General features: G+C 73.9%; 18 protein-coding genes and 1 pseudogene. 13 read left to right on the top strand and 6 right to left on the bottom strand.

Translation table 11 applies throughout. The features are described 5' to 3' along the window. Positions 1-127: 127 nt before the first annotated feature. The 11 genes and pseudogenes from ADL22_RS11035 to ADL22_RS10990 all read left to right on the top strand — a co-directional run bounded on the left by ADL22_RS11035 (position 128) and on the right by ADL22_RS10990 (position 13,148). Positions 128-1,675, top strand: a complete 1,548-nt coding sequence (locus ADL22_RS11035) for an adenosine deaminase family protein (protein ID WP_199836265.1) — start codon at positions 128-130, stop codon at positions 1,673-1,675. A 220-nt stretch (positions 1,676-1,895) separates the two neighbouring features. Continuing rightward, positions 1,896-2,390, top strand: coding sequence for a winged helix-turn-helix domain-containing protein (locus tag ADL22_RS11030; protein WP_066976372.1), 495 nt, complete (start codon positions 1,896-1,898; stop codon positions 2,388-2,390). A 112-nt stretch (positions 2,391-2,502) separates the two neighbouring features. Continuing rightward, a pseudogene (locus ADL22_RS36060) lies at positions 2,503-2,991 on the top strand (hypothetical protein); the annotation flags it as partial. 30 nt (positions 2,992-3,021) lie between these two features. After that, positions 3,022-4,593, top strand: coding sequence for a hypothetical protein (locus ADL22_RS11025; RefSeq protein WP_420711554.1), 1,572 nt, complete (start codon positions 3,022-3,024; stop codon positions 4,591-4,593). Next, complete coding sequence (locus ADL22_RS11020; protein ID WP_066976369.1) at positions 4,590-6,107, top strand: VWA domain-containing protein; 1,518 nt, start codon at positions 4,590-4,592, stop codon at positions 6,105-6,107. The genes ADL22_RS11025 and ADL22_RS11020 overlap by 4 nt, the downstream gene beginning before the upstream one ends. A 110-nt stretch (positions 6,108-6,217) precedes the next feature. Then, positions 6,218-7,339 carry an ATP-binding protein gene (locus tag ADL22_RS11015; RefSeq protein WP_066976366.1) on the top strand — a complete coding sequence of 374 codons (1,122 nt, stop codon included), beginning with the start codon at positions 6,218-6,220 and terminating at the stop codon, positions 7,337-7,339. Between the two features lie 20 nt (positions 7,340-7,359). Beyond that, positions 7,360-10,179: a DUF5682 family protein gene (locus ADL22_RS11010; protein WP_107116273.1), complete on the top strand. Its 2,820-nt coding sequence runs from the start codon at positions 7,360-7,362 to the stop codon at positions 10,177-10,179. 74 nt (positions 10,180-10,253) lie between these two features. After that, positions 10,254-10,895 (top strand): GNAT family N-acetyltransferase, encoded by a 642-nt coding sequence (locus ADL22_RS11005; protein ID WP_199836263.1) that lies wholly within the window; start codon positions 10,254-10,256, stop codon positions 10,893-10,895. 149 nt (positions 10,896-11,044) lie between these two features. Beyond that, complete coding sequence (locus ADL22_RS11000; protein ID WP_066976358.1) at positions 11,045-11,494, top strand: VOC family protein; 450 nt, start codon at positions 11,045-11,047, stop codon at positions 11,492-11,494. Between the two features lie 125 nt (positions 11,495-11,619). Further along, positions 11,620-12,399 (top strand): SDR family oxidoreductase, encoded by a 780-nt coding sequence (locus ADL22_RS10995; protein WP_066976355.1) that lies wholly within the window; start codon positions 11,620-11,622, stop codon positions 12,397-12,399. A 104-nt stretch (positions 12,400-12,503) separates the two neighbouring features. Then, positions 12,504-13,148, top strand: coding sequence for a class I SAM-dependent methyltransferase (locus tag ADL22_RS10990; protein ID WP_066976352.1), 645 nt, complete (start codon positions 12,504-12,506; stop codon positions 13,146-13,148). A gap of 92 nt (positions 13,149-13,240) precedes the next feature. Here the strand turns inward: ADL22_RS10990 and ADL22_RS10985 are convergent, their stop codons facing one another. Both ADL22_RS10985 and ADL22_RS10980 read right to left on the bottom strand, forming a co-directional pair. Further along, entirely contained in the window at positions 13,241-13,855 is a 615-nt protein-coding gene (locus tag ADL22_RS10985) for a GOLPH3/VPS74 family protein (RefSeq protein WP_066976349.1), read from the bottom strand. A 319-nt stretch (positions 13,856-14,174) separates the two neighbouring features. Further along, positions 14,175-14,957 (bottom strand): AraC family transcriptional regulator, encoded by a 783-nt coding sequence (locus ADL22_RS10980; RefSeq protein ID WP_066976346.1) that lies wholly within the window; start codon positions 14,955-14,957, stop codon positions 14,175-14,177. A 101-nt stretch (positions 14,958-15,058) separates the two neighbouring features. Here ADL22_RS10980 and ADL22_RS10975 point away from each other — a divergent pair, with 101 nt between their 5' ends. Together ADL22_RS10975 and ADL22_RS10970 are read left to right on the top strand one after the other, a co-directional pair. Beyond that, the gene (locus ADL22_RS10975; RefSeq protein WP_066976343.1) at positions 15,059-15,865 is read left to right on the top strand and encodes a sulfite exporter TauE/SafE family protein; all 807 of its coding nucleotides are present in this window, start codon (positions 15,059-15,061) and stop codon (positions 15,863-15,865) included. Positions 15,866-15,994: 129 nt separating this feature from the next. Continuing rightward, complete coding sequence (locus ADL22_RS10970; protein ID WP_066976340.1) at positions 15,995-16,387, top strand: OsmC family protein; 393 nt, start codon at positions 15,995-15,997, stop codon at positions 16,385-16,387. Between the two features lie 23 nt (positions 16,388-16,410). Here the strand turns inward: ADL22_RS10970 and ADL22_RS35230 are convergent, their stop codons facing one another. From ADL22_RS35230 to crtI, 4 genes are all read right to left on the bottom strand, one after another. Next, positions 16,411-16,563 carry a hypothetical protein gene (locus ADL22_RS35230; protein WP_159048606.1) on the bottom strand — a complete coding sequence of 51 codons (153 nt, stop codon included), beginning with the start codon at positions 16,561-16,563 and terminating at the stop codon, positions 16,411-16,413. A 157-nt stretch (positions 16,564-16,720) separates the two neighbouring features. Next, positions 16,721-17,737, bottom strand: coding sequence for a DUF5914 domain-containing protein (locus tag ADL22_RS10965; protein WP_066976337.1), 1,017 nt, complete (start codon positions 17,735-17,737; stop codon positions 16,721-16,723). Next, positions 17,734-18,759, bottom strand: a complete 1,026-nt coding sequence (locus tag ADL22_RS10960) for a phytoene/squalene synthase family protein (RefSeq protein ID WP_066976334.1) — start codon at positions 18,757-18,759, stop codon at positions 17,734-17,736. Before ADL22_RS10960 ends, ADL22_RS10965 begins: the two co-directional genes overlap by 4 nt. Next, positions 18,756-20,303: a phytoene desaturase family protein gene (gene crtI / locus ADL22_RS10955; protein ID WP_066976331.1), complete on the bottom strand. Its 1,548-nt coding sequence runs from the start codon at positions 20,301-20,303 to the stop codon at positions 18,756-18,758. Before crtI ends, ADL22_RS10960 begins: the two co-directional genes overlap by 4 nt. Between the last annotated feature and the right edge of the window lie 214 nt (positions 20,304-20,517).

The following is a 20,517-nucleotide window of genomic DNA, read 5'->3' as shown; positions in this document are numbered from 1 at the left end:
GTCCGGGTGAACCTGACTGAAATCACCTCGTCCGTTCTCCCGGTACGGCGACCATGCGACCGTGAATCGTGATCGACGTGCCGTGCGCCGGCGCCGGGTTCTCCGGGCCGGCCTGGCCACTCTCAGCATGCTGTCGCTGGTGTCTGCGCTGCCCGCCGCCGCGCAGCCGACCAACTCCCGCCCACCAACGAAGAGTTCCGCGCGCCCGCTCGACCCGTCCGAGGCGCGCACCGCCGCGTACCTGGAGTCGATCCGCCGCGATCCGGCCCGGATGCGCGAGTTCTTCCTGCGCCTCCCCAAGGGCGGCGACCTCCACAACCACCTCTCCGGCGCCGTTCGCACCGAGTACCTGATCACACTCGCCGCCGAGGACGGGCTGTGCATCGACGTCAAGACGATGACCGCCGTCGCGCCGCCGTGCGGGCCGGGCAAGCGGCCGGCGGCGGATGCCCGCACCGACCGGGCGTTCCACGACGCGCTGGTGCGTGCCTGGTCCATGCAGGACTTCCCGCCCGGCCAGTCCGGCCATGACCACTTCTTCGACACCTTCGGGAAGTTCGGCGAGGTGACCTGGCGCCACCGCGGCAAACTGCTGGCCGAGGTCGCGGACGGGATCGTCAAGCAGAACCAGTTCTACCTGGAGACGCTGATCACCCCGGCTTCCGAAGAGGCCAAGAAGGTGGCGGACGAGGTCGGTTGGAAGGGCGACTTCGACCGTATGCACCAGGCGCTGGTCGCCGATGGCAAGCTCGACCGCCTGGTGGCCACGGCCCGCAAGGAGACGGACGACGCGGACGCCGAGTTCCGTTCGGCCGCCCGCTGCGGCACCGCGCACCCGGCCCCGGCCTGCCGGCTGACCGTCCGCTGGAACTCCCAGGTCTCCCGCGGCTCCAGCCCCGAGCGGGTCTTCACGCAGATGGAGGTGGGGATGCGGCTGGCCGAGCGGGACCCGCGGTTCGCCGCGGTCAACCTCGTCCAGCCCGAGGACTGGGACAGCTCACTGCGCAACTACTCGCTCCAGATGCGGATGCTCGACTACCTGCACCGCACCTACCCGCGGGCCCATATCACCCTGCACGCCGGGGAGTTGTGGACCGGACTGGTCAAGCCGGAAGACCTGAAGTTCCACATCAACGAGGCGGTCGACGTCGCCCACGCCGAACGCATCGGCCACGGCGTCGACCTCGTCCATGAGGACAACTGGCAGCGGCTGGCGCGGACCATGGCCGCCCGCGAGGTGGCCGTCGAGGTCCCGTTCACCAGTAACGCGCAGATCCTCGGGGTCAAGGGCGCCGAGCACCCGTTCACCACCTACCGCGCGTACGGGGTGCCGATCGTGCTGGCCACCGACGATCCAGGCATCTCCCGCATCGACATCACCCATGAGTACCAGTACGCCGCGACGACCTACGGTCTCCGCTACGGCGAGCTGAAGGACCTGGCCCGGGCCTCGCTGCACTACTCCTTCCTGCCCGGCCACAGTCTGTGGGAGGGCAATCCGACCCGGGACGGGTACCGGCCGGTGGCCGCGTGCCGGGGGCAGCTCCCGGGCCACGGGACTCCGGGCGCGGCCTGCCGGAGCCTGCTCGCCGCCAGTCAGAAGGCGGCGGTTGAGTGGCGGCAGGAAGCCGCGTTCGCGTCGTTCGAAGGGCGCTTCGCGGGCGGGCGCGGCTGATCGTCGACGGGCTCGGCGTACCTGTGCGTGCCGGTGCGTACCGGTACGCCGAGCCCCGGCCGCGGCCAGGCGGGCGGACGGTGAGCCGGGCGGCGGGCCGTGCGGCTAGATGAAAACGATGTTCAACTGGTGTAGGGTGGGTGCGGTCCGCCGCCGCGTACCGGCGTTGTTGTGCGGTGCGCAGTCACCCGGTGGCCGTCATGGAGCGATGAGGCGAGGCATGCTGGTCCGTTACCCCCGAGCGCAGTACACCCTGAGCCGGAACTGCCTGTACCGGCAGCCTTTCCGGAGTCGTCCGCATCCCGAGGAGCCGAACCCCGGGCCTGCCGCCGGGCCTGCCGCCGCGCAGGGGTCTGCGCCGGTCACCGGGCGGCCGGCCCCGGGCGCCGGGCAGACCGGGCACGGCATCGTCATCAACGAGGAACGGCGCAGCGCGTCGGTCGACGGACGGCCCCTCACCCTGACCTACCTGGAGTTCGAACTCCTCGCCCACCTCGTGGCGCACCCCCGCCGCGTGCACACCCGCGCCCAGCTCACCAACGACCTGTGGGGGCAGCCGGACGTCGGCAACACCCGCACCGTGGACGTCCATATAGCCAGGCTCCGCAGAAAACTGGGGCCCGTGCACCGGGTGGCCATCGTGACGGTGCACCGCGTGGGCTACACCTTCGACCCGGCGCGGATCCAGCGGTCGGGCGGAGGCAAATCCGCCTGAGAGGGCCGCCGGACGGCGCTCGGACGGCGTTGTCAGTGGTCGCCACTATCTTCAGCAGTGTTCCCACCGAGTGCGGTGCGGACATCCCTTGGGCTGCTTAGGAGATGGTGCGTTGTCTGACTGGGAGAGGTCGAGCACGGCGCGGGTGATCCCGCCGGCGCGGCCGCGCAAACTCGCCAAGGTCCCGTTCGTCGAGCTGGCCGACGGACGCTTGCAGGGCGTGGTGTCCAGCGGTTCGGACATCGGGCGGGTCTACGTCTCGTCGGTGGCCGCCGGCAGCTACGCCTTCGCGTGCAGCACCAACAACAACCGGCCCTGCGGCGGCGCCCGGGGCGGGTTCTGCAACCACATCCGGGCGCTGATCGGCGAGGCGGTGCTCCAGTACGGCGCCGAGCGCGTCGCCCGCTATCTGAAGGTCGAGACGGAGGGCGAGCCGACCGCCCACTCCCTCACCCTCGAGATGGCCGGCGCGCGGCCGCCGCAGGGGGACAGCCAGGCCGCCGCCTCCGTCTTCAGCCGCTTCCTGCGCCACCTGGCCTATCTCGAACTCGCCCCGGATACCGTCCCGTTGCCGGAGATGCAGTGGTACCCGCCGACGCGGGAGACGACCGGCGGGGCGGGTACGGCGGGGGTGTCCCCGGGTGAGTCCGGCGCGGGCGCCGCGGACGAGAGCGCCGACCCGCTGATGGCGGGCCTGGACGGTCTGGATGAGGCTCTGGCCGCCGTGGACGCCTTCGACCGGGCCCTGGTCACCGGACTGCTCCGCCCGCAGCCGGACGGAGCCGCCGGCCTGGCGGCGTGCGCGCACGCGGTGGCGGGTACACCGCTGGCCGCCAGGGTCGCCGAGGCCGCGGAGAAGGCGGCGGCCGGAGCCGCGGGCGAGGACCACTTCGTCGCCCTCGCCGCCGCCCGTACCGCACTGCTGGGCTCCGTCCACGACGCCCTGATGACGGGTGTTCAGGAGGTGACCGGGCGGTCCCAGGGCGCGTCACCTGAGAGGTCCGGCGCGGAGAGCGGGGCGGCGTCGGCCGGGGAGCGGCGGGGCGCGCATGGCTCGGATGACGCGGCCGGGCAGTCCGGGAATCTGCTGGCCGCGGCCCGCTCCTGGCTGTGCGATCTGGCCCGCGCGGGCTGGCAGGGCATCGACCACGAGCTGGTCTCCGGCGCGGCGCAGATCGTCTCCGCGATGCTTCCGCACACCGCCCTGCGCCGCCTGGCGACGCTCCTCGACGGATTCGCCGCCGAGCTCGCCGCCTCCTGCCCCGGTGCCTCCCTGGACCGCGTACCGGTCCGCCGGTGGGCCGATCTGTGGGCGCGGGCCATGCTGCTGACGGTGCCCGGAGCGGCAGACGCGCCTCCGGCCGGTACGGCCACCGGCCGTCTGCTGCCCCTCGGCGCCGACGTCCAGGAGCATCCGACCGCCGTACAGGCGCAGATCCACGCGGTGTTCGAGCCCGCGGACGGCGGCCCGCCGCGCCTGGTGCGGGCCGGGGCGGCGGCGCCCAAGCCCGACACGGTCGTCGGGGCCGGTCTGTGGCAGCTGCTCCGGCCGCACTGCTCCCTCCTGGCAGCCGTCAGCGAGGGCCGGTCGATGCAGCTCACGGATATGCCGCTCACCGAGGCGGGCGACCTGATCTGGAGCGATGAGCACGCCCACCCGGGCGAGCCCGCCGACCCGTTCGCCACCGCCCGCGTCGTTCTGCCCACCGCGGCCGAGGCGGTGACGGCACCGCTGGACCGGCATCCGGCGGGGCTCGCCGTCCCCGTCTTCCTGGAGGGCTACGCGGTCCAGAAGGCGGACGACGCCCCGCCAGGCGCCGAGACCGAGCAGGGCGGCAAGGCCCCCCAAGGCGCCGACGGCCAGCAGGGCGGCAAGGCCCCGCAAGGCGACGGTTCGCTGACGTTCGTCGTGGCCGGGCGGCCGTTCGCCGTCGACACCGACCGTATTCCGGCCGCCGGGCCGCTCACCCCGGAGGCGGTCGCCGCGTCCGGTGCCTGCATCGGGCTGCTCCGCTGGGACGCCGGGACGTTCCGCGTCCAGCCCCTGGCCGTCGAGACGACCGTACGGAAGAAGACCGTCGCCCGGCACGCCGGGGGATGGGCCGGCGGGACGGCCGACAAGGCCGGCCTGAAGGCCGAGAAGGCGGCCACCGACGCCGTGGCCGTACTGCGCGAGCGGGCGGGGAGGCTGCTGCGGAAATGACGGACCAGACCACCCACCCCGGGGACACCACCGGCCCGCCCGGGGAGACCACCGGCACCGGCGCCGAGGCCCAGGAGAACCGCCGCCAGGTCCTCTACTGGCAGCTGCTCGCCCGCCTCTTCGACCCCGAGGAGCAGCCGAGCCTGGAATCGGCCGGTCTCGCCGTCGTCAAGGACCTCGGACTGCCGACCGCGCTGCTGGACCCGGCGGCGTCCGTCGATTCCGTCGTCCAGCGCCATCCGCAGCTCGCCGCCGAGTTCGAGGGCCTGATGGCGCCCGAACCGGACGCGGACGGCGCCCGCGACCGGGCCGCCGAAGTACGGCGCGCGGCCCTGGCGTCCAAGGTGCTGCTCAACGTCTTCGCCACCGGCTCCGGCGCGGTCAGCGCGAGCCAGCTGGCCCGCTGGCAGTCCGACGCCGGCTGGCTGGAGCGCGCCTTCGGCTGCGCGCCCGGCGAGCTGCGCGGCGGCCGGCCCACCGGCGGCGGCACGGGCCCCCACGGCAGCGGTACGGCCAGCGCGGGCCGCAACGGCAACGGCGCCGGCGCGCCCTCCGGCGGCCCGGGCGTCAGCCCGACCGGCACCGGCGGCCGCGGCGCCCTGCCCGGCCTCGGCCGGCTCATCCCGGACATCGGCCCGGACCTCGCCGCCATCGAGGCCGGACTCGTCCAGCGGATGCGGCTGCGCGAGGTGCTCGCCGATCCGCAGCTGGCCGCGCGGCTCACCCCCAGCATGTCGCTGGTCGAGCAGCTCCTCCGGGACAAGAACAACCTCTCCGGAGTCGCCCTGGCCAACGCCAAGGCGCTGATCCGCCGCTTCGTCGACGAGGTCGCCGAGGTGCTGCGCACCCAGGTCGAGAAGGCCACGGTCGGCGCCATCGACCGGTCCGTCCCGCCCAAGCGGGTGTTCCGCAACCTCGACCTCAACCGCACGATCTGGAAGAACCTCACCAACTGGAGCCCCGAGGAGGAGCGCCTCTACGTCGACCGCCTCTACTACCGCCACACCGCCCGCAAGACCACACCCCAGCGGCTGATCGTCGTCGTGGACCAGTCCGGCTCCATGGTCGACTCGATGGTGAACTGCACCATCCTGGCGTCCATCTTCGCCGGCCTGCCGAAGGTGGACGTCCACCTCATCGCCTACGACACCCAGGCACTCGACCTCACCCCGTGGGTCCACGACCCGTTCGAGACCCTGCTGCGGACGAACCTCGGCGGCGGCACCGATGGCACGGTCGCTATGGCCCTGGCCCAGCCGAAGATCGCCGAGCCGCGCAACACCGTCGTGGTCTGGATCTCCGACTTCTACGAATGGCAGACCGAGCCGCTGTTCGCGTCCATGGCCGCGATCCACCGCTCCGGCGCGAAATTCATCCCGGTCGGCTCGGTGACCAGCTCCGGCCGCGGCAGTGTCAACCCGTGGTTCCGGGAGCGCTTCAAGGACCTCGGTACGCCGGTGATATCCGGCCACATACGCAAACTCGTCCAGGAACTCAAGGCGTTCCTCACCTAGACCGCGGCCTCTGCCCCGGTCCCGGCCGGGCCAAGACGCCTGGCCGCTACCCGCACACCATCCACGTACGTGGGATTCCCCCACCCCATACTCGCCCGAAAGGCCCCGTTATGTCCGACCTGTTGCGCGCCCCCGCCGAGATCAAGTACGCCGAGGAGCTGGACTGGCTGGAGTCCATCGACGACAACCCCAAGCCCTTCTCCTGGCGCCTGTCGCCGAAAATGGTCCGCCTGTTCATCCTGGGCTCCGAGCGCGCCGACGGCCTGGAGCGGGAGGTCGCGCAGAAGTGGTTCGGCGACCGCAGCTTCGTCGAGCGCGCCATCGTCACCCTCGCCTCCGACCGCGGTCTGCTGCTCATCGGCGACCCCGGCACCGGCAAGAGCTGGCTGGCCGAGCTGCTGTCCGCCGCGATCTGCCGCAACTCCACCCTGGTCGTGCAGGGCACCGCCGGCACCACCGAGGACCACATCAAATACTCCTGGAACGTCTCCATGGTCATCGCCAAGGGCCAGTCGCGGGAATCCATGATCCCCTCGCCGATCATGACCGCGATGGAGGCCGGCGCGATCGGCCGCTTCGAGGAACTGACCCGTGCCACCAGCGACGTTCAGGACGCCCTGATCTCCATCCTGTCCGAGAAGTACATCTCGGTTCCGGAACTGGACAGCGACCACAGCGACAACATCGTCTTCGCCAAGCCAGGCTTCTCCGTCATCGCCACCGCCAACAGCCGCGACCGCGGCGTCAACGACCTCTCCTCCGCGCTCAAGCGCCGCTTCAACTTCGTCCGCATCCCGGTGGTGACGAACAAGAAGAGCGAGGCCGAGATCGTCCGCTTCCGTACGGAGGAACTGCTGCGCCGCCACCAGATCGAGCTGGACGTACCGCCGACCCTGCTCGACGTCCTGCTGCAGAGCTTCGCCGACCTGCGCGCCTCGTCGGCCGCCGCCGGCAGCGACGACGAGAAGCTGGAGTCCGCCCTGTCCACCGCCGAGCAGATCGGCGTCCTGGAGGACGCCATCCTGCACAGCAACTTCTTCGGCGAGCGCGCCCTGACCGCGCACACCCTGGCCTCCTCGCTCGTCGGCTCGCTGGCCCGCCGCGAGCCCGAAGACCTCGCCATACTCAACAAGTACCTGCACGGCGTCGTGGAGCCGCGCAGCAAGGAAGAGGGCGGATCCTGGCCGGAGTTCCTGGCCGGCGGCCGCGAGGCGATCGCGACCCTGTCATGACCGCCACCGACGCCACCGTGATGACCGCCCCCGCCGAAGGGACCTTCGCGGGCCTGCGCGGCCAGCTCCAGGAAGCCGCCGCCACCTTCGCCGGCGGCCCCGACGCCCTCGAGGACATCCTCCTCGGCATCGTGGACGACGTCGACCGCGCCCTCCACGAACCCCTGGAGATCTTCCCGGTCTGCCACCACTCGCCGGCCTCCGCGCTCGCCATGGCGCGCCGGCTGCGGCAGAAGCAGCCCAAGGTCGTCTATCTGGAGCTGTGCGAGGACATGGCGCCGCTCCTGACCGAGCTGCGCAACTGCAAGTTGCCGGTGGCGGTGCAGGCGTTCGCCACCGACACCGACGGCTTCCCGGCCGAGTGGTCCCCGCTGTCGGTGGTCGCGCCGATCACCGAAGCGTCCGCCGAATACCAGGCCATCGCCTACGCCCTGGACACCCCCGGCGTCGAGCTGGTCCTCGTGGACCGCTCCTCGGACCATGTCTTCCAATGGGACGCGCGCCGCCCCCTGCCCGCCGCCCCGGCCGACCCGGACGCCCCGCCCGCCGAGCCCGAAGCGGCCCTGCACGGCGACGCGGTCGGCGTGGAGATCGGCGACCTGCGCCCGCGCTTCGCGGAGCTGGAGGAGCACCTGCTGCGCCACGGCAAGGTGCGGCACTGGTCGGAGTGGTGGCACCAGTACGTCGAAGTGCCGCTCGGCGACGGCGACCACGACACCTACCGCCAGGTCATGCTGCTGATTGGCAGCCTCTTCCGGCGCCTGGCCCCCGGCGACCCGCACCGCGTTCGGGTGGATGAGGACCGCGAGCGCCACATGTGGACGCGGATGCGCGCCCACCTGGCTGCGACCGGCACCGACCCCGCCGACTGCCTGTATGTCTGCGGCGCGTTCCACGCCGCCAGCCGCGTCGCGGAGTTCGGCGTCCACGGCACCGACACGTTCGACCCGGGGCCGCGGACGGCGACCAAGTGGCAGTACGGCCTGATCCCGTCCAGTCACGCGGCGATCGAGGCGCAGTTCGGCCTGGCCGGCGGCTCGGTGTCGATCGCCGCCACGGTCTGGGCGAAGAACCTCAAGCGCACCCGCACCCGGCCGTACCGCCTGGCCGGCCAGGCAGGCACCCGGACGGCCGCGAAGCAGGCCAAGGAGGCGACGCAGCGGACCGCCGCCGCGCCGCCGGCCGACCCCGCTGACCGGCTGACCGGCTTCCTCCGCCAACCGCCCGCCCTCGACCGCCTGGACGAGGCCGAACTCCTCGGCTGGTCCGTGGACATCGTCCGCGCCGCGCGCCGCAACGGCTACCTCGCCTCCACCGCCGACGCCATCGCGGTGTTCGAAACCTCGATCCTGCTGGCCGGGATGCGCGACCGGGCCCGGCCGACGCCGTACGACTTCCAGGACGCGGCCGTCACCTGCATCGAGAAGGACACCGTGCCCGGCCGGCGCGATGTGCGCCGCCTGGTGGAGATCATGATGGGCGGCGACCGCGTCGGCCAGGTCGGCTACGACGCGCTGCCGCCCCTGGCCCGCGACGTCCACGACCGGCTCGCCCCGCTCAACCTCCCCCTCCAGCAGCGCGGTGTGCAGCGCGCCCTGCTGGACATAGCCGGCCGGCCGGAGCTGGCCGACTGCTCCGACGTCCTGTGGATCCTGCGCCGGCTGCTGCCCCGCGGCGCCGCCCGCCCGATCATGGGCGAACGGCGGCTCGGCGAACGCTCCCTCCAGGAATCCTGGGACCTCGCCCTCGGCACCCACCAGCGCGCCCTGATCGAGCTGGGCTACGAGGGCGTCAGCATCGAGCAGGTCCTGGAACAGCGCCTGCGCCGCACGGCGTACGCCCCGCACGCCACCACGGCGACCGTCCTGGAAGCCGTCGAGGACGCCACGCTCTATCTGGGCAGCCGCCGCCTCGCCGACGAACTGGGCGCACACGCCCTGGAGGTGCTGGCCACCGAGCGCAGCGTGGACGGCGCCCCGGAGGTGCTGCGGCGGGTCCGGCGGCTGCTGGCCCACTACAGGACCAGCGAACCGGTCCTGCCGCCGTGGATCGAATCGTTCGTCAAGACCGGCTACGCGCACTACTGCACGCTGCTCCCGACCGCCTTCACCGACGAGGACGCCACCGTGCGCCAGGTGGCGGCCATGCTGGGTTTCCTGTTCAGCATGGAGGGCCTGGCACTGTCCCTGGGCTGCGACCGCACGCAGTTGGAGCTGGCGGTCGCCCAGTCCCATCCCGACGACCCGGCCAGGACCGCACTGGTGTGGGCGGCCCGGACGCACCTCGGCACCCTCACCCGCGCCGAGCTGCGGGCCCGGTGCGCCGCCCTGCTCGACAACCCCCTGGTGGTGCCCGCCTACCCCCGCTACCTCAGCGGTTTCCTGCACGCCCTGGAGCCCGTCCCGGCCCTCACCGACTTCGTCGTCGAGGCGGTCTCGAACGCCTTCGCGCGCCTCCCCGACCCGGTGCTGCTGCCCTGGCTGCCCACCCTGATCACCACGCTCCGCGCGGACGGCGCCGAGCTCGCCCCCCTGCTGATCCGCGAGGCCGGCCGCCTCTTCCCGGGCCGCCTCCCCGCCCTCGACACCTGGACACCCCCATGGCGCACCCCACCCGCGGCGCCCGCCGCGCCGCTCACCGCACCGGCCGGCGCCACCCCGCGCGGCACACCCCTCCTGGCCGCCCACCCCGCCACCTGCGATGCCCTGGCCGATCTGCTGGGCTACGACGGGACGTGGCAGGACGCGGCGTCAACGGCCGGGCCGCAGGGCGCCGCCGCCCTCACCACCCGCTACCCTGCGACGGCCCGGGCCGTGGCGGCCCTGCTCACCGGCTCATGACGTCCCGCACGCCTGGCGCCCCGCGCCTGCGTATATCGCTGGACCGGCCCCGGCCGTGTTGGCAGGCTCCCGGCATGGATGCTCATGTCTGGCCCCTGTACGGCCTCCGCATCACCACACCGCGCCTCGAGTTGCGCCTTCCCGACCTCCAGGCGCTGGAGGAACTGGCCGCCGTGGCCGCCGCCGGAGTCCACGACGAGGCCCGGATGCCGTTCACCGTCCCGTGGACCGCGGCGTCCCCGCGCGAGCGCGCCCGGGCGACGTTCCAGCACGTCCTCGGCACCCTCGCGGAATGGCACCCGCACCGGTGGAAGCTCAGCCTGGCGGTGCTCACCGGCGGCCGGGTCATCGGACGCCAGGACCTCTCGGCGGACGACTTCCCGGTGACCCGGGAGGCGCAGACCGGCTCATGGCTCGGACTCGCCCACCACGGCCGGGGATTCGGTACGGAGATGCGCGCGGCGGTCCTCCACCTGGCCTTCGCGGGGCTCGGCGCCCACTCCGTCACATCGGCCGCGATGACCGACAACCCGGCCTCCCTCCGGGTCTCGGAGAAGCTCGGCTACGCACCGGACGGCCTGACGGTCACCGCCGTCCAAGGGAGGTCCCGCACCCTGCGGCGGCTGCGCCTGGACCGCGCGGCCTGGACGGCCCACCGCACGGTGCCGGTCGAAGTCCATGGCCTGGACACCTGCCGCGACCTTTTCGGGCGGTAGCGGCTCCGGCCCCGGCGGCCCGGTCCGCTACGGCGCAGTCAGCGCACCCCGTGCGCCCTGCCCGAATCTCCCGAACCACCCGCACCACGCCTGTACACGACGAACGCGCGCCCCGCGCCCCCGCGCCGCGCGACAAGGAGGAGAAACCCATGCCCCTGGGATGGAAAGTCGTCTTCGACGCCAGCGACCCGCACCGCCAGGCACTCTTCTGGGCCGAGGCACTGGACTACGTGGTCGAGGACAACAGCGCGCTGATCCGGCGGCTGCTGTCCGCCGGCGCGATCGAGGACGACCTGTGCCTGGAGTTCCAAGGCCGCCTGTTCTGGCGGGACGCCGCGGCCGTCCGGCACCCCGGCGACCCCGTCGACCCGGTCAGCGGCGCGGGCCTGGGCCGGCGCCTGCTCTTCAACCGCGTACCGGAAACCAAGTCGGGCAAGAACCGGCTCCACCTCGATGTCCACGCCGGCCCCGAAGCGCGCGAAGCCACCGTCGCCCGCTTGCAGGCGCACGGCGCCACCCTCGTCCGGCACGTCAAGGAACAGGGCGGTGAATGGTCGGTCCTCGCCGACCCCGAGGGCAACGAATTCGACGTCGCCTGAGCCGCCGCCTGCCGCGCGCGCCGACCGGCCACCGTTTGACTCTGCCACTCATGTGAGGCTTTAGCGTCCCTTCGACGCCGGCCCTCCGGGCCGGGCACCCACCACCCTCGAAGGGACCACCTCCCATGAACGCACGCCCCCTTGACGGCAAGACCGCGCTGGTCACCGGCGGCAGCCGCGGCATCGGACGCGCCATCGCCGAACGCCTCGGCCGCGACGGCGCCACGGTCGCCCTCACCTACACCCGCGACGCGGCGGCGGCCGACGAGGTGGTGGCGCGCATCCGGAAGGACGGCGGCCGGGCCGTCGCGTTCGCCGCCCCGCTCGGCCACCGCGGCGACGCCGCGCAGCTGTGGTCGGCCTTCGACGAACGGATCGCGGCCCAGGCACCCGGCACCGAACCGGCCGTCGACATCATCGTCAACAACGTCGGTATCGCGATGGTCGCGGACCTCACCGCCCTGACCGAGGACGACTTCGACCAGGTCTTCGCGGTCAACGTCCGGGCCCCGTTCTTCATCGTCCGGGAAGGGCTCAAGCGCCTGCGCGACGGCGGCCGGATCATCAACATCTCCAGCGGCGCCGGCCGCCTGGCGATGCCCCAGGCCATCGCCTACGGCGCCACCAAGGGCGCCCTCGACACCTTCACCCTCAACCTCGCCCAGGAACTGGGCGCCCGGGGCATCACCGCCAACGCGGTGGCCCCCGGAATCGTCGACACCGACGTCAACGCCGACTGGCTGCGCGGCAATCCGGCCGCCGAGGCCGACGCCGCCTCCCGCGCCGCACTCGGCCGGGTCGGGCAGCCGGACGACATCGCCGATATCGTCGGGTTCCTCGCCTCGCACGACGCCCGCTGGATCACCGGCAAGGTCATCGACGCGACCGGCGGCGTCCGCCTGTGAGGCGAGGCGGTACGTGCTCGGGCCCGGTCCCCGCAGCTCTCGGCCGGCGGACCGGGCGAACGGGCCACCGCCCAGCCCCGCCACGCCACGCCTACGATGAACCGGTGCGCCGACCCGAACCCCCGGACCCGTACTGGAACACCAACGTCGCCAGGCACCCAGGCATCCTGCGCGCCGTCCCCGAGGGCTGCGGCGCCGCCCTGGACGTCGGCTGCGGCGACGGACTGCTGGCCCGGAAGCTCGCCCGGCACGCCAGGCACGTCACGGGAATCGATACGTCACCGGAGATGATCGCCCGCGCCCGCGAGCGCTCCGGCGGCCACCCGGCCCTCACCTTCCTCCACGGCGACTTCCTGACCAGCACCCAACTCCCGCCCGCCGCCTACGACTTCATCTGCTCGGTGACCGCCGTCCACCACATGGACTTCGCGGCCGCGCTCACGCGGATGCGGACGCTGCTGCGTCCGGGCGGGAGGCTGGTGGTGGTCGGACTGGCCCGGGAGGCGAGCCCGGGCGAGTGGGCGGCGTTGATCGCGGCCGCGCCGGCCGTCCGCGTCACGAAGTTCCTGCGCCGGGCCCGCACCCCCGAGGGAATGCCGGTCGCCGCACCGGAGATGAGCTACGGAGAGGTGCGTACCACGGCGCGGCGCCTGCTCCCCGGCGTCCGCTACCGCCGCCACATTCTCCGCCGCTACTCGCTGACGTGGGACAAGCCGTCCGTGGCGGTGCACGACAACGGCCTGGGGTGATCGCCTGGGGTGACCGCCTGGGAAGGCAATCCCGTGGGCGGATGAGGACGGCCTGGGAGGGCGAGGTCAGCGCGCCGGGGCGCCGCCGCGCGTCAGTTGCCGCGCCAGATGTTGTCGAAGGCGGCCTGTTCGATGGCGCGCCGCTGCCGCAGGCCCGCCAACCGCGTCAGCGCGTCATGGGTGGCGGCCAGCACGGTGTCCACGGCGTCGTCGTCGACTCCCGGCGAGTCGGCGTCCTCGGCGCGGTCCGCCCCGCCGATCCCGAGGGCGGCCGCGAGCGAGGCCAGTAGCGGCTCCTCGGAGGACCAGCGGTGGGCTGCCTGGCGGCGGTCCGGGGAGTCGGTCAGCACGGGGTCACCGGCCCGGAACGGCATCCCGCGGCGGCGCTGCCGGCTGAGCACTCCCTCCGCCTCCAGTCTCGTCAGATAGGCCGCCGCCAGGCCGCTTCCCCGCCGCCACAGCCAGTCATCGACCGACTCGTACGGCGAGGTGCGGACGAGGGCGGAGGCCGCCTGGTCCAGCAGGGGATCGGGAAGGGTGGGGCGGTAGCCCGGTACGACGCGGTCGCCGTCCAGGGTGGCGGCCTCGGCGGCGAGCAGGTCGATCAGCTCGGCCCCGGCGAGGGCGAGCGACAGATTGCCCTGGTCCACGGGGTGGCCGGCGGCCACGTCCATGGAGGTGATCATCAGGTCCCGTGCGGTGGTCATCGCGGTCGGTCGCCTCCCTCCGCTCCGCCGGCGGGCAGCACCGCTCCCGTAATCCAGCAGACCAGCTCTACCCGGATCCCGCGCGCCGAATCCGGCGCGGTACGGGCGGACGGGCTCCGGCGGCGGCGCGGCCGGCGCCACGGCGGCGCGCCTGACCGAAGCCCTCGGCCGCCGCGCGGTCCTCACCGGGGGACCGGCGGTCCTCGCTCCGCGGCGTCAGCGTGGACCGGCTCTGCACCTGGGGAACCAACCCGTGCGGGGTGCTGGCGTTCGGCGCGGTCAGCCAACTGCTGGGCCCGCGCCGCGAGGAGCCACCCGGCTACCGCGGCCCGCCGCTGCCGGGACGCCGGTACGCGCTCGGCGGCCGGCCCAGCAGATTCCGGAACGCGGTGGTGAACGCGGCCGGGTTGTCGTAACCGAGCAGCGCCGCGACGCGGGTGACCGGCGTGCCCGCGGCGAGGTGCTGGAGGGAATGCAGGACGCAGGCGCGCTGCCGCCACCGCGCGAAGCCCATACCGGTGCCGCGGTGGAACATGCGGTTCAGGGTGCGTTCGCTGACGTTGAGCGCGGCGCACCAACGGGCCGGCGGATCATGGACGTCGGGCCCGCGCAGGAACGCCTCGCAGAGCCGGCGCAGCCGCGGCTCGGCGGGCAGCGGCACATCGAGGGGCAGCGGGGCCAGACTCTCCAACTCGTGCAGGAGGAGATGGGCGACGGCCGCGTCCCGGCTGTGCTCGCGGTAGCGGGGCTCCATGTCCACGGCCGCGAGGATCAGCGCCCGCAGCAGCTCGGAGACGCCGACCACCCGGCAGCGCTCCGGGAACCACGGAACGGCGTCCGGCTCGATGTACAGGCTGCGCGTACTGACCCCCAGCATCGTGACCTGGTGCCTGGTCCCGGGCGGGATCAGGACGGCCCGCGCGGTGGGCACCGTCCAGGTGCTCTCCTCCGTCTCGACCCGCATGATGCCGGTGGCCGCGTACAGCACCTGGGCGCGCCGGTGCTCGTGCCAGGCGAGGAGGTACGGGTCGGGGTAGTCGGTACCGATGGCCAGCACGGCCCGGTCCAGGCCGTCCACCTCCGCGAGAGGAGTGTTGCGCACCGCCCCAGGCTACGCGGCAAGGCCCCACCTGTCCGCTCCGCGTAAGAAACTGGCATATCACCGAATGCCCGCCACCCGCCCTCCTACGTAGCCTCAACCACGTGCTGACCTCGTTCTCCATCCTGCTCCTGTTCGGAATCCTGACCGGCGTCACCACCGTGCTCTTCGGCTTCGGTGGCGGCTTCATCACCGTTCCGGTCGTGTACGGGTTCCTGTCCGTCACCGCGCCGTCCGGCGTCGACGCCATGCACACCGCGGTGGCCACCTCCACCGCCGTCATGCTGGTGAACGCGGTGGTCGCGGCCGCCGTCCAGTGGCGCCAGGGCCGGCTGGACCGGCACTATGTCTGGCCGCTGGCGGGCTACATCCTGCTCGGCGCCGCGGCCGGATCCTGCGCGGCCACCTGGATCGGCGGCACGGCGCTGCGGGTCCTGTTCGCCGGCTACCTCCTGGTGACGATCGCGGACAGTCTGCTGCGGAAGGGCTTCCTGTCCGTCCGGCGCGAGACGCCTCCCGAACCCCTCGGGCGCGGCGCGAGCACGTTCGGCGGGCTCGGCATCGGCGCGGTCGCCGCATGCCTGGGCGTGGGCGGCAGCGTCATGACCGTCCCCCTGCTGCGGCGCCGGGGCCTGCCGATGGCCAACGCCACCGCCATGGCCAACCCCCTCAGCGTGCCGGTCGCGGTGGCCGGCACCCTGGTCTACGCGCTCGTACCGGGCATCCCGGCCCAGGCAGGCCACCTCGGCTACGTCGACCTCACCGCCTGCGCCGCCCTGCTCACCGGCTCACTCCCCACCATCGCCCTCGCCAGGCGCGTTTCGGGCCGCGTCCCCGACCGCGTCTACTCCGCCGCCTACGTCGGCCTGCTGGTTCTCGTGCTGGTCGTGATGACCGTGACGGGGACGTGACGGCACGTCAACTCCCCGGCACCCCAGTGGTCCTGAACTGCCCGTCCACCATACGGATACGGCTTCTCGCCATACGGGCCGACTCACTACGCTTCGGCGCGCAGGAATTGCGACGGGAAGGGACAGTCGATGGTCGAGGCGAGGGCACTTCCGACGCCGTGGCAGGTCAGCTTCCGGGCGGACGGCAACGAGGGAGTCGCCGATACGCGCAAGGCGGGCACCGGCGGCTCGGCGGGCCTGCGGCCGCACGAACTGCTGGAGGCGGCGCTGGCCACCTGCATGACCATGACGGCGCGGAGGGCACTGGCCGAGCTGGGCATCACCGGTGACGGCGGCGATGGCGGGGACCCGGGGGTGACGGTGCGGGTCGACCTGGAACGAACGGAAGCGGCGACCGGCTTCCGCTACGCACTGATCCTCGCCCCCGAGCTGGAGGCCCACCGAGCCGTGCTGAACCGCCGCATCGAGCGCTCCCCGGTGCGGACCACGCTGAGCAAGCCGCTGCGCTTCGAACCTGCCTGATCTGCCTGAGCGGGCGGTCGCGCTCAGAAGATGAACACGGTCCCCATCAGAATGATGATGAAGAGCACGACGGCGAGGATGACGATGTAGCGGAGCCTGCCCTCCGGGCTCTCCTGGCGTCCGGCCGGCGGAGGTCCGGGCGGGTTCTTACGGCTGTGGGATCGGGGGTCGGCCACTGGTTCCCCCTCGCGGGTCGTGGAACGGATGCCGGAACCATTTTCCCGCGTACCGCCACAGGCGTCACCTCGGCGCCGCGCCGCGGGTCAGCGGCCGGGACACGCGGCCGATGCCGGCCAGGCGAGCCGCCGGTCCCGGCCGGGCAAGCGGCCCGCGTCAGCCCGGGAAGCGCCCGCTCCCGCGAAGCTCCCAGCGGCGTTCCGCGTACGCGAGGTCATCGCGCCACAGGCGCCCGGCGGCGGCGCGCATCAGGCGCCGCAGGACCGGGGCCGCGCGGCGGGTGACGGCGAAGCCGGGCCGGTCGGAGACCGCCAGCACGGCCTCGGTGACCATGGTGCGGGGGCGGCCGGCCGCGCCGGGCGCCAGCGGGGTGGCGTGCGTCTCGACCACCGAGCCCCGGCCCTCACCCCGGGTGATCCGCATGACCACCGTGCGGGGCCCAGGCGTCGTGAAGACCGCGCGCACCGGCACGACGAGGCGCCCGGCGACCTTGAACGACACGTCCACGGTGAAGCCGTCGTCGTACGTCGCGGTGCCCCGCCCGGGGGCGCCGACGACGGCGAGGTCCACGAAGGAATGCGGGTGGAACCACGCCCCGTGCCAGGGATCGAGGCGATTGGCGACGATGTCCTCGGGCTCGCAGACACCGACGGCTGTGTGGACGGCGGACAGGGCCCGCGCGAGCGGCGGACGCGCGGTGGGCACGGGCCGGTCGGTGGGCTCCTCCCGGCCGAGGTCGTCCAGGCGTACCCAGAGCAGCACGCCGTCGTCGTGGACGGGGTACGGGGACCAGCCGGCGCAGGGCGTGCCGTCGAGCGCCAGGCCGTGCCAGCGGCAGATCAGGGCGCCGCGGTGGACCGCGCCGTCCTTCAGCGGCGCGCCCAAATGGGGGCAGCTGCCCGGGCCGGCGGCCGGCCGGCCGTGCGCGGTGCGCCAGACGACGACTTCCCGCCCGCCGATCGTACGGCCGAGGGCGCGGCCGGGAACGAGGTCCCGGGACGGGCCGAGGACGTACCAGTTGCCGGACGGGCGGGCCAGGGCGTGTTTGAGCGCGCCGGCGATCAGCCCCGGCGCGGCGGCGCGCCAGGTCGCGGGCTGTTCGGGCCAGGCAGGCGGACGCCGGCGCAGGTGGAGCAGGGGACCGGTCCGGGCTCGGGGCCGCCGGCGGTTCATCGCGTCTCCTGGGGGACGGGGGTACGGGGCGCGGGCCGGTGCGGACGTACGGGACCGGGCGCCGCCACAGGGGCCGGGGCGGACCGGCCCCGTGCCCGCACCCGGGCCGCGGCGACCCGCGCCAGCCCGTCCACCGCGAGCGCGGCCCGGTACCGCCGCGGCACCGCGGCGCGCCGGTGCAGTGCCGCGTAACCGCTGGCGGCGACGGCGTCCAGGATGCCCGCGTAGAGGACGAGCGCGGTGCGGACGCACGGGCGGGAGACCGGATCGAGGAGCGCCACGCCCGGGGCGGCCTCCCGATACACGCCGCGGATCAGGTGCTCGGCGGTGCGCAGCGCGGCGGTGATCCGCCGGTCGGGGCGGCCGGTGCGGCGGCTCCACAGCAGCAGCGCGCGGTCCACGCCGTGCGCGGCCAGCAGATCGGCGGGGAGGTAGACCCGGCCGCGGTCGAGGTCCTCGCCGACATCGCGCAGGAAGTTGGTGAGCTGGAAGGCGACCCCGAGCGCCGCCGCGTGCGGCGCCGCCCGCTCCCGCGGCACGACGGTGCCCAGCACCGGAAGCAGCTGCAAACCGATCACCGCCGCCGAACCGTGCATATAGCGGCGCAGGTCGGCGTAGGTGGCGTAGCCGGTCACGTCGAGATCGGCGCGCATCGCCGCCATGAAGTCGGTGAAGTGGCGGTGGTCGATGCGGTAGCGGGCGGCGGTGTCGGCCAGGGCGCGTACGACGGGTTCGCCGCTGTGTCCGGTGCGCAGGCCGTCGTGCAGGCGCCGTTCCAACTCGGCCAGCCGGTACCGGCGTTCGTCCCGGCCCGCCGGCGACCCGAGGTCGTCCACGATGTCGTCCGCCCAGCGCGCGAAGCCGTACAGCGCGTGCACGGCGGGCCGGCGCTCCGCGGGCAGCAGCCGGGTGGCCAGGAAGTACGTCGTGCCGTGCCGGGCGTTGAGCCGCCGGCAGTGCGCGTACGCGGCACGCAGCGCGGGCTCGGTGATGCCCGCCGCGTCGAGCTCCCGGCCGGTCATGAGCGGGGGAGCGCGGCACGAGAACGCAGCACCGGGGTGCTCGCCCGGTGCGCCGGGCCGGGGGAGTGGCCGCCGGTGACGCGGGCCGCGGCCAGTTTCCCGGACAGCAGGACGGTGGGGATGCCCACGCCGGGAGTCGTACCGCACCCGGCGAGGACGGCGTTGCGGACCCCGCTGACGAGGTTGCGGGGCCGGAACGGCCCGGTCTGCGCGAGGGTGTGGGCCAGTGAGAACGGGCTGCCCGCGGCGTGCCCCCGCGCCGCCCAGTCAGCCGGGGTGACCAGGCACTCCGCCTCGATGGCCGCGCCGATACCGGCCAGTCCGCGGCGCTCCAGCTCCGCCAGCAGCCGGTCCCGGTACCGCGGCCCCAGCTCGGCCCAGGCATGCACCCCGGGCCCGACACGGGTGTTGGGGCAGGGCGCGAGGACGTAATGGAGGTGGCGGCCGGCGGGGGCCAGCGCCGGGTCGGTGGCGGTGGGCCGGGAGATCAGCAGCGAGGGATCGCTCATCAGCCGCCCGGTGGCGGTCAGCTCCCGGAAGGTGCGCCGCCAGGCATGCCCGAACGAGAGGGTGTGGTGGGCGAGTTGGGGCCAGGTGCGGTCGGTGCCGGCGTGCAGGACGACGGCCGAGGGCGCGTGCCGCAGCGGCACCGGGCGGCGCGGCCGGCGGCCCAGCAGCCGGTGCGCGGCCGGCAGGTCGCAGGTCAGCACGACGGCGTCGCAGGCGATCCGGGCGTCGGCGGTGCGGACGGCGGTGATCCGGTCCCCGGTCCGCTCCAGACCGGCCACCTCCTCCCCGTAGCGGAACTCCGCACCGGCGGCGGTGGCCGCGTCCGCCATCGCCCGCGGTACGGCGTGCATACCGCCCTGGGGGAAGTACACCCCCGCGACGGTGTCCATGTACGCGATCACCGCGTAGGCCGCCAGGGCCCGGGCCGGCGGCACCCCCACGTACAGTGCCTGGAAGGTGAAGATCCGCCGCAGCCGCTCATCGCGCAGGAAGCGGCCGATCCGGGCGTCCAGGCGGCCGAAGCCGCCGAGCGCCGCCAGCCGCGCCAGGTCCGGGTGGAGCAGCTGCCACGGCGAGTCGAAGTTGGTGTCGATGAAGCGCCGCATCTGCACCGCGTGGAGCCGGGTCAGCCAGGCACGCAGCCGGCGGTACCCCTCCGCCTCGCGCGGCCCGGCGAACCGCTCGACCTCCGCCGCCATCGCCGCCCCGTCGCTGTGCACGTCCAGCCGCGAACCGTCGGCGAACAGCGCCCGGTACGCCGGCGCCAGCGGGATCAGCCGCAGCCGGTCGGCCAGGCTCTCGCCAACCGCGGCGAACGCCTCCGCCAGCAGACCGGGCATGGTCAGCACGGTCGGCCCGGTGTCCATGAGGTAGCCGCCGCGGGCCGTCCGCCCGGCCCGGCCGCCGGGCACCGGGTCCCGTTCGACCACGGTGACCCGCCGCCCGGCGCCCAGCAGGTGCAGCGCCGCGGCGAGCCCGCTCAGCCCCGCGCCCACCACCACGACATGGTCGGTCGGCCCGTCCACAGTGCGCATCGTCGTGCTCCTTCGCCTGGCGCCGCGGGCGGTCCGCCGCGGTGGCCGCGGAGCCGGCGGCGCGCACCGCACGTCCCGCCCAGGGGACCACTCCGGAACGGGCCGGTGGCGGCAGCACGGCGGACGGCCACACGTTCGGCGGTGCGACCGGCCGCCGGACGGCGGTCCCCGGGCGCGGCCTGCCACCGGCGCGGTGGCGCGCGGGCCATGCTGG

Origin of the sequence: Streptomyces sp. NRRL F-4489, from assembly GCF_001509485.1 — a bacterium.
Classification (GTDB): domain Bacteria; phylum Actinomycetota; class Actinomycetes; order Streptomycetales; family Streptomycetaceae; genus Streptomyces.
Note: the sequence above shows the minus strand (reverse complement) of the source record. Positions and strands in the feature narration are given on the sequence as shown.